This window comes from Streptomyces erythrochromogenes (genome assembly GCF_040684695.1).
Lineage (GTDB): Bacteria > Actinomycetota > Actinomycetes > Streptomycetales > Streptomycetaceae > Streptomyces > Streptomyces erythrochromogenes_C.
The window spans coordinates 536,538-550,176 of record NZ_JBFBGM010000001.1; the positions used below are offsets into that span (position 1 = coordinate 536,538).

The window sequence follows — 13,639 nt, forward strand, 5'->3', positions numbered from 1 at the left end:
CATGGGCCACGCCCATGTCTACGCCCACGAGATCATGCACCGCGGCCGGGTGCCGATGGAGCCCGTCGACTTCGTCCCCGACTGGGCGGACCGGCCCCGCAAGGCCAAGTTCCACCCGGACGCCGAGACCCTCCCGCTGCCGGCGACGCCCCCGCGGGCGCGGACACCGCTGCCCGCGCCCGGGTTCACCCTGCCGCTGCTGTCCGGGATGCTGAGGGACTCCTACGGGCTCACGGGCCGGCGCCTCGCGGTCCAGGCCAACACCGACCTGGCGGCGCTGCCGCACTACACCCACGCGAACTGGTCGCGGGGCACCGCCTCGGGCGGCGGCCTCTACCCGGTGGCCGTCCACTGGGCGGCCGGCCCCGGCGGACCGCTGACCCCCGGCCTCTACCACTACGCGCCGCACCAGCACGGGCTGCGCCGGCTGCTGACGGGAGACGTCACCGGCGACGTCCGGGCGGCCCTCGGCCCGGGCGCGGGCGAGGCCGGGAGGGCCACGCAGTACCTCGTCCTCGGCGTCAAGTACTGGCAGAACGCCTTCAAGTACAACAGCTTCTCCTTCCACGCCGTCAGCATGGACGTGGGCGCACTCGTACAGACCTGGCGGCTGTGGGCGGCGCAGTACGGGCTGCGGATCGACCCCGTGCTGTGGTTCGACGAGGAGCGCCTGGCCCGGCTGGTGGGCGCGGCCCCCGAGGAGGAGGGCGTCTTCGCCGTGGTCCCCCTGACCTGGGAGGGCGGTCCGACCCCGTCCGGCGAGGGCGGGGCGACGGGCGCGGCCGCGCGCCACCGGGACGTCGAACGCTCCCGCCGCGTCCTGGAGTTCGAGACCCTGCGACGCGTCCACCGGGCCACCGAGGGGCGGGCCGCCGACCGTCCGGAGCCGGGAGCACTGGACTCGGCGGCCGCCCACCCGCCCCGCGGCGCACGGCCGCTGCCGCTGCCGCCTCCCCCCGCGCCGCCGGCCGCCACCACCCGCGCCCTGCGCGAACGCCGCAGCAGCTTCGGCCGCTTCGACGCCTCCCGGCCGGTCGCAGCCGAGCAGCTCGCCGCCGCGCTGGCCGACTGCGCGGCCACCCGGTACGGGACCGAGGCCGAGCGCCCGGGCGGCCCCTCCCTCACCTCGCTGTACGCCTTCGTCAACCACGTCGAGGGCATCGCCCCCGGCGCCTACGCCTACGACCCGGCCGCGCACACCCTGCGCCCGGTCAAGGAGGGACCGCCCGGATCCTTCCTCCAGCGCACCTACTTCCTCTCCAACTACAACCTGGAGCAGGCCGGCGCGGTGCTCGTCCCGACCGTCCGCACCACCGCCGTGCTGGACCGCGTCGGCGACCGCGGCTACCGGCTCGTGGGCGGCACCGTCGGAGCCGTCGCGCAGACCTTCTACACCACGGCCGCGGCCTTCGGCCTGGGCGCCGGGGTGGCCCTCGGCTTCGACAACATCTCCTACATCGAGGAGCTGGGGCTGACCGGCACCGACGAGGCACCCCTGCTGATCATGCTGCTGGGCCACGAGCGCCCGCGGCCCGCCGACTTCCGCCACGAGATCGCCTGAAGGGAGCGACAACGATGAACACCACCGAGTGGCGAGCGGGCGAACGCTTCATGCTGCGCGTCGCCGGGCTCCCGCTGTCCGCGGTCGACGCCCTGCGCGCCGACGGCACCCGCCGCTGGGCCGAGGACGTCCTCGGCGCCGAGGCCGGCCTGCGCCGGAGCGCCGAGCGGCTGGGAGAGGTGCTCCACGCGGCCGTCGGCGCGACCGACCCGGCTCCGGACGGCCCGGGCGCGGCCCAGCGCCGGGCCCTGCTGCGGCTGCGCCGCCAGATCCACAACGACCGGCTGCCGGCCCGCCCCGACACCTCGACCGAGACCGCCGTCGAGGCCGTCGCCGCCGTGGACGAGGCCGCCGCCGAGCAACTGGCCGGCTGGCTGCACCGGCGCCGCCTGCTGGACAAACTCCTGGCCGAAGGACCGCACCTGCTCACCGCCGACCTGGCCCGCAACCGGGCCGCCCTGCGCGCCCTGGCCGCCGACGAGCGGCTGCGCGGCGGCCTGCTGCTGGCCTCGCCCGTCCTCGAAGGGCAGCTCGACGGGTACGCCCGCGCCGAAGGGGTACCGAACGGACGGGCCCGCAAGGCGGAACGGGCCCTCCTGTCGTACGTGTACCGCACGGCCTGCAAGACGAGCCCGTTCAGCACCCTCACCGCCGTGGCCACCGGACGCTTCACCGCCGGGGCCACCGGTGACCGCGCGCCGCAGGACGGGATGCGGGTGGCCGACGCGTGGAGCAGCCACGTCCGGCTCAACGTCGTCGTCCTCGCCCGGCTCGCCGAGCTGATCCTGGCCGACCCGCAGCGCCGCCGCGACCTGCCGCTGCGCCTGGCCTCCGGCTGGGGCCACGAGGACGACCGGATCCGCTACGTACGGCGCTCGGTCACGGCGGGCGACGACGCGGCCGCCGTCACCTTCGACGCGGTCAAGGACCGGCTGTTCTTCCTGCGCCGCAGCGGCACACTGGACCGGCTCCTCGGCCTGTTCGCCGAACGCCCCGAGCTGCGCCACCGGGAACTGACCGACTGGCTCGCCGCCGAGCACGCCGCCGGCCCCGAGGAGTGCGAGGCGTACGTCGCCGCCCTCCTCCAGCTCGGCATGGTGCACGTCCCACGCCTCGACACCGAGGTCCACAGCGCCGACCCGCTGCACTCCTTCCGACAGGCGCTGACCTCGCTGGAGCGCCCCTGGGCCGACCGGCTCGCCGCCCTGCTAGAGGCGCCCGCCGCCGCCCTGGCCGGCTACCCGGCCGCAGGGCACGCCGAACGCGCCGACCTGCTGCGGGTGCTGCGCAGCGGCCTGCGCCGCGCCCAGGAGGAGCTCGGCGCACCGGACGCGGCCCTGCCGCAGACCCTGCTGTACGAGGACGTGAGCGCCGGCACCGAGCTGCCCTGCCCGCCGCGCGACTGGACCGCCCTGCGGTCGGTCGAGCGGATCCTGCCCGCCTTCGACCTCACGCTGGCCCAGCGGATCACCTTCGAGGGCTTCTTCACCGCCCGGTACGGGTCAGGCGGCCGCTGCGAGGACCTCCTGGGCCTGGTGCACGACTTCCACGAGGACTTCTTCGACCAGTACCTGTCGTTCACCGCCCGGCGAAAGCCCTTCGACGAGCGCGGCGAGTACGTCGCGGAGGAGAACTGGCTCGGCCTGCCGGGCATCCGCGCCCTGGACACGGCGCGCCGCGCCTTCATCGGCCGGATGCGGCGCGCCTGGACGGCGTACGGGGACGCGGGCGGCCCGGACACGGCGGCCGTCCTGCACCTGGGCGAAGAGGACCTCGCGGCCGTCGCGGACGAACTGGGCACGATCGCACCGCGGTTCGCGCCGCGCTGCCACCACCTCCAGCTCGGCCGCGATCCCGCCGACGGCACCCCGCTGACCGTGCTGAACCGCTCGTACGGCGGCCTGTCCTTCCCCTTCAGCCGCTTCACCCACGCCTACGACGGACCGGGCGCGGACCTCTCCGACGCGCTGCGGGCCACGGCACACGCGGTCACCCCGCCCGGAGCGGTCCTCGCCGAGGTCACGGGCGGCCCGGTCACCACCAACCTCAACCTGCACGGCCGGCTGACCGAGTACGAGATCGTCTGCCCCGGCGAGAGCGGCACCCTCCCGCCGGAGCAGCGCCTCCACCTGGACGACCTGTACGCCGAACACGTGCCGGCCACCGGGCGCGTGGTGCTGCGGTCGCGCCGCCTGGGCCGTGAGGTGATCCCCGTCTACCTCGGCTACCTGGTGCCGCTCGCGCTCCCCGCGATCCCGCGCACGCTCCTGCTGCTGTCCCCGTCGTCGATGTCACCCCTCGACCCGTGGGCGGGCGTACCGGAGGGCGCCGCGCACGACAACGTGACCACCCGGCCCCGCGTGGTCCACGGCGACGTGGTGCTGAGCCGCCGCAGCTGGACCACCACCGCCGGCGACCTGCCCGTCCGAGGGGCGCAGGAGGCCCGGCACTTCCTCGACTGGCAGCGCTGGCGCCGCGCCCACGGCCTGCCGGAGCAGGTGTTCGCGACCGTGTCCGCCGGGCCGTCGGCCGCCGGGGCCAAACCGTGCCACGTCGACTTCGCGAGCCTGCTGTCGCTCGCGGCCTTCGAGACGCTGCTGCGGGACCCGGCCCACCGGGTGGTCTTCCGGGAGGTGCTCCCCGACCCCGGAGGCCTGCACGTGCACTCGGCGCGCGGCGCGCACGTCGCCGAACTGGCCGTCGAGACCTTCACCACCACCAAAGAAGAAGCAGACCAGGAAGGCGGCACGCGATGTCCGAGATGACCCCGTCCACCACCGGCGCCCGCGCCGACACCCGCGGCGCCTGGCAGGCCCTGCACGTCTTCTACGCCGCCAACCCCCAGCCCCTGCTGGTGCAGTGCGTCCGGCCGCTGATCGCCGGGCTCACCGCCGACGGACTGCTCGCCGGACACTTCTTCATCAACTACTGGCTGGAGGGCCCGCACGTGCGGCTGCGGCTGCGCCCGGCCACACCGGAGGCGGAAGGCGAGGTGCGGCGCCGCGCCGAGGAGGCCGTGACGGCCTTCCTCAAGGCTCGCCCGGCGCTCTACGAGGTCGACTCCGGATTCCTCAACGAGTTCTACAACACGCTGTTCGACATCGAGTTCCCGGAGGGCGACCGGGCCGCCTTCATGGGACCCGACGGCCGGATGAACCTGCGGCCGAACAACTCCTTCTCCCGCGAGCCGTACGAGCCCGAGTACGGGAAGTACGGCGGCCCCGCCGGCGTCGAACTCGCCGAATGGCACTTCGCCCGCTCCAGCGACCTCGTCATCGACGCACTGCACCGCATGAACCTGCACCTGCGCACCGTGCTGCTGGGCACCTCCGCCCAGCTGATGATGGTCATGGCGGGCGTGTTCCTGCCCGACCGGGACGAGCTCGCCGGATACCTCGACCGGTACTACGACTTCTGGCACGGGGCCTTTCCCGGCACCGGCTTCATCGGGTCCGAGGAGTACGACCGCACCTACGGGCAGACCGCGCCCGGGCTCGGCCGCCGCTTCGCCGCCGTGCGCGCAGCGCTCGCCTCCGGGGAGACCGGCCGGCTCCCCGCCTTCCTCGCCGGATGGGCGCAGCACTGCCAGGAGCTGCGCGAGCGCGCCGAGGCCCTCGCCGTCGCCGGGGACCTCGTGTTCCGCTCCTGGGACGGCACCCGCGACGAACGGGTGACGGATCCCGCGCAGGCCCTGCCGCTGCTGCTCTCCCCGTACATGCACATGACCAACAACCGGCTGCACGTCACCATCCGCGACGAGGCGTACCTGGCACACCTGCTGGGGCGGGTGCTGCGCGAGAGCGAGGTCCCGGCCGGCGGTACGGCGGTCGCACCGTGACCGGGCTGCTGGACCACCGGCCCGCCCTGCGGCCCGACATCCTGCTGTCCCCGCCGCTCCTCGACGGGCCGGCCACCGTGCACCTGGTCAAGGACCCGGTGTCGGGGGCCTCGTTCGAGATCGGGCCCAAGGAGCACTTCCTCGTCTCACGGCTCGACGGCAGCCGCAGCCTGGCGGAGATCGGCGCCGAGTACGGGCGCGCCTTCGGCCGGCGGCTCGGCGAGGGCAACTGGCAGCAGCTGCTCGCCCTCCTCGGCAGCCGGCGGCTGCTCGCCGGCGGCCCGCCGCCGCCCGCGCCCGCCCCGCCCGGCCCGCCGCTCACGGGCGGCCTGCTCCGCGGCACGCTGCGCCTGGTCGCGGACGCCGACGCCACGACGGCCCGGCTGCACCGCGCCCTGCGCCCGCTCCTGCACCCGGCGGTGCTCGGCGTCCTGCTCCTGGGCTGCCTCGCCATGGAGGCCGTGCTCGCGGCGTCCTTCGGCGAACTCGCCGCGTCCCTGTGGTGGTTGCTGCGCCGGCCGGTGCCGCTGCTGGCCGTGGCCACCCTCCTGTGGCTGAGCACGGCCCTGCACGAGTTCGCCCACGGGGTGGCCGCCCGCCACGTCGGCGGGACCGTGGGCGAGATCGGGCTGCGCTGGCGGCTGCCCGTCGCCATCATGTACTGCACCGTCGACAACTACCGCTTCCTGGAACGCCGCCGGCACCAGCTGGCGGTCGCCGCCGCGGGCGCCTTCGCCAACCTGGCGTTCCTGGTGCCGTTCTGCCTCTGGTGGGCGGCGCTCCCCGCGGACGGCGACCCCACCCGGCGCACGCTCGGCGCGCTGCTGCTCCTCGGCAGCGCCCAGGCCCTCGTCAACCTGATCCCGCTGCCCCCGCTGGACGGCTACACGATGCTCGGCCACGGTCTGCGCGTCACCCGGCTGGCACCCGCCAGTTCGGGGTACCTCCGGCTCAGGATGCGCGACCGGACGGCCGCCGCCGCGTACCCGCCGCACGCCAGGAGGCTCTACCTCGGATACGGCATCGGCAGCGCCGCGCTCGTCCTGCTGCTGGCGGCCGCCCTGACGGGAGCCGTCTGGTACGCCGCCACCACCTGAACCCCGCCCCACCCGACCCGAACACACCGCACGACAGACACAGAGGGACGCACCACCCATGACGACAGACAGCACCCAGCCGCCCGACGCCCCGGCCATCGCCGTCCAGGACGTCCACAAACGCTACGGCGACCGCCGGGCGGTGGACGGGGTCTCCCTCGACGTGCGCCGCGGCGAGTTCTTCGGGCTCCTCGGCCCCAACGGAGCGGGCAAGACCACCCTCATCGAGATCATGGAGGGGCTGCGCCGGGCGGACGGCGGCACGGTCACCGTCCTCGGCCAGAGCCCCTGGCCCCGCAACACCGCGCTCCTGCCCCGCATGGGCGTACAGACCCAGGCCTCGGCCTTCTTCGTCCGGCAGAGCGCGCGCGAGCACCTCGCCACCGTCGCCGGCCTGTACCGCCGCGACCCTGCCGCCGCGGACCGCACCCTGGAGAGCGTCGGGCTGACCGAACAGCGCGACGTCCTGGTGGAGAACCTCTCCGGCGGCCAGCGCCAGCGCCTGGCCATCGCCTCCGCACTCGTCCACGAACCGGAGCTGATCTTCCTCGACGAGCCGACGGCCGCCCTGGACCCGCAGGCCCGCCGCGACCTGTGGGAGGTGCTGCGCGCCCTCAAGAGCCAGGGCCGCACGATCGTCTACACCACCCACCACCTCGACGAGGCCGAGGCGCTGTGCGACCGCGTCGCGATACTCGTCGGCGGCAGGATCGCCGCCCTCGACTCGCCGCACCGCCTGGTCACCGCGGCCGGCGCCCCCTCGCGCCTGCTGCTGCCCGCGGGCCGGCTCGCCGTGGAGGAGGCCGCGGCGCTGCCCGGCGTGGACCGGGCCGTGCTCCAGGGCGGCTCCCTCGTCCTGGAGACCGCGGCGCCCGGCAAGGTGCTCCAGGCCGTCGACGCCCTCACCGGACTGGACGGGGTGATGACCCGGACGGCGACCCTGGAGGACGTCTACCTCGAACTCACCGGCGCCGCGCACACCGCACCCACCGCACCCACCGGTCCGCAGGCCGGCCCCCACACGCAGACGGAGCACCAGGCATGAGCGCGTACACGGCCCTGACCGCCGCCGGCTACCGGGCCCAGGTCCGGGACAAGGCCACCCTCTTCTTCACCTTCGCCTTCCCGCTGCTCTTCCTGGTCGTCTTCGGCCTGATCTTCAGCGGGCAGGACGTCGAGGAGACCGGACGTCCCTACATCTCCTACATCGCGCCCGGGGTGATGTCCTGGGGCGTCGCCAACGCGGCCGTCTTCGGCATCGCCTTCACCCTGATGCAGTGGCGGCGCGACGACCTGCTGCGGCTGATCCGGCTGACGCCGACCCCGCTGACGACCGTGCTCGCCTCGCGGTACGTCCTGGCGCTGGCCGTGGGAGTGGTGCAGGCGGCGGTGTTCGTCGCGGTGGCCATGCTCCCCGGTTTCGGGCTGGTCCTGGACGGCCGCTGGCCGCTCGTCCTGCCCGCCCTGGTGCTGGGCATCACCGCCTTCCTCGCCATCGGGGTGATCGTCGGCACCTACGCGAACACCCCGGAGGCCGTCGCCGCCATCGCCAACTGCCTGATGGTGCCGATGGCGTTCCTGTCCGGCTCGTTCCTGCCGCTCGACATGATGCCGGCGTGGCTGCAGTCGGTCTCCCGGGTACTGCCGCTGCGCTACCTCAACGACGCCGCGACCGGCGCCCTCACCGGCACCGGCTCCCTCGCCGCCATCGGCACCGGCTGCGCGGCACTCCTCGGCTTCGCCGTCCTCTTCGGTGCGATCGGGCTCAAGACCTTCCGCTGGAGCAACCGGACATGACGACGACCCCGACCCGTCCGCTCGCCCCCGACGGGACGCCCCTCGAATCGGCCCGGCGGCACCTGGCCGAAGCGCTCGCGCCGCTCGGCGCCGTCGTGGTGACCCTCGGCGTGCACGACGCCCTCGGGCCGCGCGCCGCCGACCCGTTCGCCGCCGTCCGGCCGCGGGCCACCGTCCACCTCACCGCCCGGGAGGTGCTCGTCGGCCCGTGGGGCGGCGACGGCAGCGCACCGGCGTGCGGCCAGTGCCTGGCCATGCGCCGCCAGCGGCTGCGCAGCCGCAGCGAGCGCGACGCACTGGAGACCGGCCGCCGGCCCGGCACGCCCACCGGCCCCGAATGGCCGCGGCTGTCCCCGTACGCGCTCGACGCGGTCCATGCGCTGCACGAGGCCGTCCACGGCGGCCGGGTCACCGCGCCCGCCGGGGCGGCCGCCGACCGGGCCCTGCCCCAGGTGTCCCGGCTGGACCTGGAGACGCTGCGCATCCGCACGTACCCGCTGCTGGCCGACCCGCTCTGCCCGGACTGCGGGCCGCGCGGCACCGACGCGCCGCGGCCCTTCACCCCCGCCTCCAGGCCCAAACCCGAGCCAGGCGCGCAGCGGCTGCGCGCCGCCTCCTCGTACCCGATGCCGTACGCGGCGCTGGCCAACCCGGTGACCGGCGTGCTCGGCGGCGGAACCTGGCAGAACGTCACCTCGCCCACCACCGCCCCGGTCGCGGGGAGCGTCTTCATGCGCGGGTACGCGGGACTGACGGACGTCACGTGGAGCGGGCAGGCCAACAGCTTCGCCGCCAGCCGCGACCTCGCCCACCTGGAAGGACTGGAACGGTACGCCGGCACCCACCGCCGCACCGGGAACACCCTGCTCACCGCCAGCTACACCGAACTGGGCGAGCGGGCGCTGGACCCGGCCGCCTGCGGGTTCTACGCGCCGGAGACCTACCGCGACGACCCGCTCGTGTCGCCCTTCGACCCCGAGCGGCCCATCCCGTGGGTGTACGGGCACTCGCTGCGCGACGACCGCCCGGTCCTGGTCCCGGCCCGGCTGGTGCACTACAGCGCCGGCGTCGCCGCCGACAACTTCGTCTTCGAGTGCTCCAACGGCTGCGCCATCGGCAGCTGCCCCGAGGAGGCGCTGCTCGGCGCGCTGCTCGAACTCGTCGAGCGGGACGCCTTCCTGCTCGCCTGGTACGGCGGCCTGCCGCTGACCGGGATCGACCTGGCGAGCGTACCGGGCAGCGCGGTCCGCACCATGGCCGACCGGGCCGCGCTCCAGGGCTACGACGTGCACGCCTTCGACAACCGCATCGACCTGGCGGTCCCCGTCGTCACCGGGCTCGCGGTGCGGCGCGACGGCGGCCCCGGACTGTTCTCCTTCGGTGCGGGCGCCGCGCTCGACCCGGTGGCGGCGGTGGAGGCCGCCCTGTCGGAAGTGCTCACCTACATCCCGCACCTGCCCCGGCAGGTAGAGGAGCGCCGGCACGAACTGGAGGCGATGGCAGCCGACTTCGGCAAGGTGCTGCACCTGAAGGACCACGCCCAGCTCTACGGTCTGCCCGCGATGGCCGAGCACGTCGGGCCCTACCGGGAGCCCGTCGCCGTGCGCCCCGTGGAGGAGGTCTACCGGTCCTGGACGGACCGCGGACGGCCCCGCACCGGGGACCTCCGCGACGATCTGGCCTGCGTCGTCGAGGAGTTGGTGCGCGCCGGACACGATGTCATCGCCGTCGACCAGACCACCCCGGAGCAGCGGCGCATCGGACTGCACACCGTCTGCGCGGTGGTGCCGGGGCTGCTGCCGATCGACTTCGGCTGGGCCCGGCAGCGCGCCCCGTACCTGCCGCGGCTGCGCACCGCGCCGCGGCGGGCGGGACTGCGGTCGGCCGACCTCGCCGACGCCGACGTCCGCAGGGTCCCGCACCCCTTCCCGTAGGAAGCCCCGGACGGGCGGATGCCCCGGTCCCCCGCACGCGGGGGACCGGGGCATCCGGGTGTCCTCGGCCCGGCGGGTCAGGCCGAGCAGGAGGTGGTGCTGGTGGTCGAGGAACAGGTCGAGGTGGAGCTGCAGCTCGTGGAACCGGCGAGCACGACCTCGCTGGCGTCCGAGTAGTCGGAGATCTCGAAGGTCTCCGACTCCAGCTCCAGGATCTCGTCCGCGAGCGAGGCGAGGGGCGACTTCTCCATGGTGGCTCCTTGGGGTGAGGGGACGGCGCCGGGGTGCGCCGCGCCTGCACCCATCAGAGCGGGTGGCGCCGTCACCGGACCCCCCGTACCGCTGACACTCCTCTGTCACGACGTGTCAGCGCCCTGCCGTGACCGCTCCGGACCCGCCGCCCGATCATGGCTCCATGACCGGCCACGCCCCCGAAGCCCCCGCCGCGCCGCTCGCCCGGCTCGGCGCGCACCTGCGCGACCTGACGGCCTTCTACCTGGAACTGCACCGCGACCCGGAGCTGTCGGGGGAGGAGCGGCGTACGGCGGAGCGGTTCGCCGCACGGCTGGAGTCGGCGGGGTACGCGACCACGCGCGGCATCGGCGGGCACGGCGTGGCCGGTGTCCTGCGCAACGGGGCCGGGCCCACCGTCCTGCTGCGGGCCGAACTGGACGCCCTGCCGGTCCGGGAGACGACCGGACTGCCGTACGCGGCCGACGGGGAGGCGGCCCACGCCTGCGGGCACGACCTGCACCTGGCCGCCGCGGCGGGCACGGCCCTGCTGCTCGCGCGGGCGCCCCGGTCCTGGCGCGGCACCCTCGTCGTGGCCGGGCAGCCCGCCGAGGAGACGCTGGAGGGAGCCCGGGCGATGCTCGCCGACGGCCTCTACCGGCGGTGCGGGCGGCCCGACGACGTCCTGGCGCAGCACGCGGCGCCGCTGCCGGCCGGGATGGTCGCCCACGGGTACGGGCCCGTGACGGCGGGCAGTGTCACCTTCCGGGTGGTGGTGCACGGCCGTGGCGGGCACGCGGGCGCCCCGCACCTCGCCGTGGACCCGGTGGTGGCGGCCGCGCACGTGGTGACCAGGCTGCAGACGGTGGTGGCGAGGGAGGCCGCGCCGGCGGACCAGGTGGCGGTGACCGTGGGTTCGTTCCGGGCCGGGGAACGGGCGAACGTGATCCCGGACCGCGCCGAACTGGCCCTCACCGTCCGGGCGGTGAGCGAGGCCTCGCTGGCCCGGGCGGCCGCGGCCGTGGAGCGGATCGTACGCGCGGAGTGCGCCGCCGCGGCCTGCCCCCGGGACCCGGAGATCCTCCGGCTCTCCGCCTCTCCCGTCACCCACCCGGATCCGGCGCTGACGGCGGCTCTGCGGGAGGCGCACACGGCCGAGTTCGGGCCGGAGCGGGTGGCGATGTGGCCGCCCTCGCTCGCGACGGAGGACTTCGCGCTCTTCGGCGACGCGGGCGTGGACGTGCACGGCGAGCGGGGCATCCGGCTCGGCTACTGGATGCTGGGCACGGCCGGCCCGGCCGCCTGGTCCCGCGCACCGGGTTCGACGGCGGCGGAGAAGCTGGCGGCCCTCCCCGCCAACCACGCACCGGACTTCGCCCCGGACGCCCGCACCGCCCTCCCGGCCGCCGTCCGCGCCCTGACCGCCGCGGCGCTGGCCCGGCTCGGCCCCCCGTGAACCGGTCACGAACGGCCCCGCCCGCAGGCAGTCCAAGGCCCGCCCCGCCGGGGCCGAAGGGCACGGCAGTTGATGGAACCGCCGACTCCGGTCCGCTCGTCCCAGCCCTTGTACTCGGCCGCCGCGGTCGGCGCAGTCGTCCGGCCCCCGGCGAGTGCCTGCCCGCTGCGCCTGTCGCCGGTACGCACGAGCAGACTTGGAGAACCGTTTCACCATGGCAGCACCGCACCACCCCGCCGGCCACGGCCCCGTGACCGGCAACCCGTACGAGACCGCCCCCGCAGGCCGGGCGCTCCCCGCGCCCTGCCGTGCCTGCGGCGGGCCGACCGCCGTGGACTTCAAGGTCCGCTCCCACACGGGCGTCCTGATCATGATGAGGTTCCAGCACCTGGACGGACCCTTCTGCCGGGACTGCGGCCTGGCCGTCGTCCGGCAGATGACCTACCGGACCCTCATCATCGGCTGGTGGGGACCGCTCTCCCTGGTGATCCTCAACCCGCTCACGCTCGTGTGGAACCTGGTCGCCCACCTCAAGTACCGGGCACTGCCGCCCTCGGACCCCGCCCCGGGCCGCACCCACCTCGACACCGGCCCGCCGGTCCTGCGCCGGCCGCTCACCTACGTGACCCTCATACCCCTGGCGTGGGCCGTGTGGGTCGTCACCCAGATCGTGTCCCACTCCACGTGAACCGACGCTCCACGTGAACCGGCGCCGCCCGGTCGGGCGGCTACCCGGTGTCCCGGGAGCTGCGCGCAGAGCCACGGGTCCGGGCCGGGTGAGTGAAAGCGGGAACGGCCGGGCAGGCGCACAGGCGGAAGCGCAATACCGGAGATTTCCGGGAATGCGGTGATTGTCTATGGGTTCAGGAGGGTGGTTCATGCCGCTCCAGCTGATGCTGCACCTCGACCTGCACGGCCGGAGCGCCGCCGCGCAGGCCCGGCGCGCTGCCCGGTCCCACCTCTCCGGGACGGCGGGGGGCGATGAGGAATGCCTCCCGCCGCTCGCGCTGGACACGGCACTCCTGCTGATCAGCGAACTCGTCACCAACGCGGTCCGCCACACGGGCGGCGGCTGCATGCTGGAGGTCTGCCTCGTCTCCGACGGGATCGACATCGAGGTCTCGGACACCAGCAGCGAGGAGCCCCGGGCCCGGCAGCCCGACCGGCGCGGCGAGGGCGGCTGGGGATGGCACCTGGTCAACCGGCTGGGGACCGATGTGGGGATCCGCCACCACGCGGCGGGAGGGAAGACCATCCACGTCCGCGTCCCCCGCTGACGGCCGGGTCCCGCCGCCGGGCGCTCCGCGCGGCCGGGCGGGGGATCCGCGATGCCGTGCCCGGGCCGGCTTCGGCCGGACGGTGGAACCATCGGTGTCCGCGCCCGGTGACTCCCGGTGGCCGCGGGCTGCCTCAGGTCACCGCCCGGGCCCGCAGCACGCGGGCCGGCTGCTGGCCCCCGCTCGTGGCCAGCACCCGTACCTCGCCGCCGCTGCTGATCTCCGCGCGGACGATGCCGGTGGCGTCCTCGTAGACGGGGTGTCCACCCGGTCCCGCCGCGGGGGTGCGGGTCATCCGGACGACGTCCTCCCCGACCCCGTCCGCGGCCGCGAAGACCACCTCGTAGGCCTCCGCGTCCGCGTCCCCGTGCACCGTGCTCATGGCCGACCCTCCTGCCGTGACGACTGCCGTTCGCCGGCGGGTGGCCGACTTCCCACCTGCCACGCT

12 protein-coding genes are annotated in these 13,639 nt (G+C 75.1%); 10 read left to right on the forward strand and 2 right to left on the reverse strand.

What is annotated here, in order from left to right; all coding sequences use genetic code 11:
* Position 1 precedes the first annotated feature (1 nt).
* Genes AB0O53_RS02200 through AB0O53_RS02230 form a run of 7 tightly spaced genes read left to right on the forward strand, consistent with a single transcriptional unit; the run spans position 2 to position 10,227 of the window.
* Positions 2-1,561 carry a SagB family peptide dehydrogenase gene (locus AB0O53_RS02200; RefSeq protein ID WP_365192771.1) on the forward strand — a complete coding sequence of 520 codons (1,560 nt, stop codon included), beginning with the start codon at positions 2-4 and terminating at the stop codon, positions 1,559-1,561.
* 14 nt (positions 1,562-1,575) lie between these two features.
* The gene (locus tag AB0O53_RS02205; protein WP_365192773.1) at positions 1,576-4,326 is read left to right on the forward strand and encodes a lantibiotic dehydratase; all 2,751 of its coding nucleotides are present in this window, start codon (positions 1,576-1,578) and stop codon (positions 4,324-4,326) included.
* A complete protein-coding gene (locus AB0O53_RS02210; RefSeq protein WP_403141616.1) occupies positions 4,323-5,399 on the forward strand; it encodes a lantibiotic dehydratase C-terminal domain-containing protein in 1,077 nt (358 codons plus the stop codon). The genes AB0O53_RS02205 and AB0O53_RS02210 overlap by 4 nt, the downstream gene beginning before the upstream one ends.
* Positions 5,396-6,496, forward strand: coding sequence for a peptidase M50 (locus AB0O53_RS02215; protein WP_365192777.1), 1,101 nt, complete (start codon positions 5,396-5,398; stop codon positions 6,494-6,496). Before AB0O53_RS02210 ends, AB0O53_RS02215 begins: the two co-directional genes overlap by 4 nt.
* 58 nt (positions 6,497-6,554) lie before the next feature.
* On the forward strand, positions 6,555-7,541 hold the full coding sequence (locus tag AB0O53_RS02220; protein ID WP_350989005.1) for an ABC transporter ATP-binding protein: 987 nt from the start codon (positions 6,555-6,557) through the stop codon (positions 7,539-7,541).
* Positions 7,538-8,293, forward strand: a complete 756-nt coding sequence (locus tag AB0O53_RS02225; RefSeq protein WP_350989007.1) for an ABC transporter permease — start codon at positions 7,538-7,540, stop codon at positions 8,291-8,293. Before AB0O53_RS02220 ends, AB0O53_RS02225 begins: the two co-directional genes overlap by 4 nt.
* The gene (locus tag AB0O53_RS02230; protein ID WP_365192779.1) at positions 8,290-10,227 is read left to right on the forward strand and encodes a TOMM precursor leader peptide-binding protein; all 1,938 of its coding nucleotides are present in this window, start codon (positions 8,290-8,292) and stop codon (positions 10,225-10,227) included. The genes AB0O53_RS02225 and AB0O53_RS02230 overlap by 4 nt, the downstream gene beginning before the upstream one ends.
* Before the next feature lie 77 nt (positions 10,228-10,304).
* Here the strand turns inward: AB0O53_RS02230 and AB0O53_RS02235 are convergent, their stop codons facing one another.
* Positions 10,305-10,478, reverse strand: coding sequence for a thiazolylpeptide-type bacteriocin (locus tag AB0O53_RS02235; protein ID WP_007268044.1), 174 nt, complete (start codon positions 10,476-10,478; stop codon positions 10,305-10,307).
* Between the two features lie 164 nt (positions 10,479-10,642).
* Between AB0O53_RS02235 and AB0O53_RS02240 the strand changes: the two genes are divergently transcribed.
* The 3 genes from AB0O53_RS02240 to AB0O53_RS02250 all read left to right on the forward strand — a co-directional run bounded on the left by AB0O53_RS02240 (position 10,643) and on the right by AB0O53_RS02250 (position 13,191).
* Positions 10,643-11,914 (forward strand): amidohydrolase, encoded by a 1,272-nt coding sequence (locus AB0O53_RS02240; protein WP_350989012.1) that lies wholly within the window; start codon positions 10,643-10,645, stop codon positions 11,912-11,914.
* A gap of 214 nt (positions 11,915-12,128) precedes the next feature.
* Complete coding sequence (locus tag AB0O53_RS02245; RefSeq protein WP_350989014.1) at positions 12,129-12,602, forward strand: hypothetical protein; 474 nt, start codon at positions 12,129-12,131, stop codon at positions 12,600-12,602.
* Between the two features lie 190 nt (positions 12,603-12,792).
* On the forward strand, positions 12,793-13,191 hold the full coding sequence (locus AB0O53_RS02250; RefSeq protein ID WP_350989016.1) for an ATP-binding protein: 399 nt from the start codon (positions 12,793-12,795) through the stop codon (positions 13,189-13,191).
* A 133-nt stretch (positions 13,192-13,324) separates the two neighbouring features.
* Here the strand turns inward: AB0O53_RS02250 and AB0O53_RS02255 are convergent, their stop codons facing one another.
* On the reverse strand, positions 13,325-13,573 hold the full coding sequence (locus AB0O53_RS02255) for a DUF6296 family protein (RefSeq protein WP_350989018.1): 249 nt from the start codon (positions 13,571-13,573) through the stop codon (positions 13,325-13,327).
* Between the last annotated feature and the right edge of the window lie 66 nt (positions 13,574-13,639).

Coding starts and splice junctions, on each gene's coding strand:
- AB0O53_RS02205 (WP_365192773.1), top strand. CDS start 1,576: ATGAACACCACCGAGTGGCGAGCGGGCGAACGCTTCATGCTGCGCGTC.
- AB0O53_RS02250 (WP_350989016.1), top strand. CDS start 12,793: ATGCCGCTCCAGCTGATGCTGCACCTCGACCTGCACGGCCGGAGCGCC.
- AB0O53_RS02245 (WP_350989014.1), top strand. CDS start 12,129: ATGGCAGCACCGCACCACCCCGCCGGCCACGGCCCCGTGACCGGCAAC.
- AB0O53_RS02200 (WP_365192771.1), top strand. CDS start 2: ATGGGCCACGCCCATGTCTACGCCCACGAGATCATGCACCGCGGCCGG.
- AB0O53_RS02210 (WP_403141616.1), top strand. CDS start 4,323: ATGACCCCGTCCACCACCGGCGCCCGCGCCGACACCCGCGGCGCCTGG.
- AB0O53_RS02255 (WP_350989018.1), bottom strand. CDS start 13,573: ATGAGCACGGTGCACGGGGACGCGGACGCGGAGGCCTACGAGGTGGTC.
- AB0O53_RS02235 (WP_007268044.1), bottom strand. CDS start 10,478: ATGGAGAAGTCGCCCCTCGCCTCGCTCGCGGACGAGATCCTGGAGCTG.
- AB0O53_RS02230 (WP_365192779.1), top strand. CDS start 8,290: ATGACGACGACCCCGACCCGTCCGCTCGCCCCCGACGGGACGCCCCTC.
- AB0O53_RS02220 (WP_350989005.1), top strand. CDS start 6,555: ATGACGACAGACAGCACCCAGCCGCCCGACGCCCCGGCCATCGCCGTC.
- AB0O53_RS02240 (WP_350989012.1), top strand. CDS start 10,643: ATGACCGGCCACGCCCCCGAAGCCCCCGCCGCGCCGCTCGCCCGGCTC.
- AB0O53_RS02225 (WP_350989007.1), top strand. CDS start 7,538: ATGAGCGCGTACACGGCCCTGACCGCCGCCGGCTACCGGGCCCAGGTC.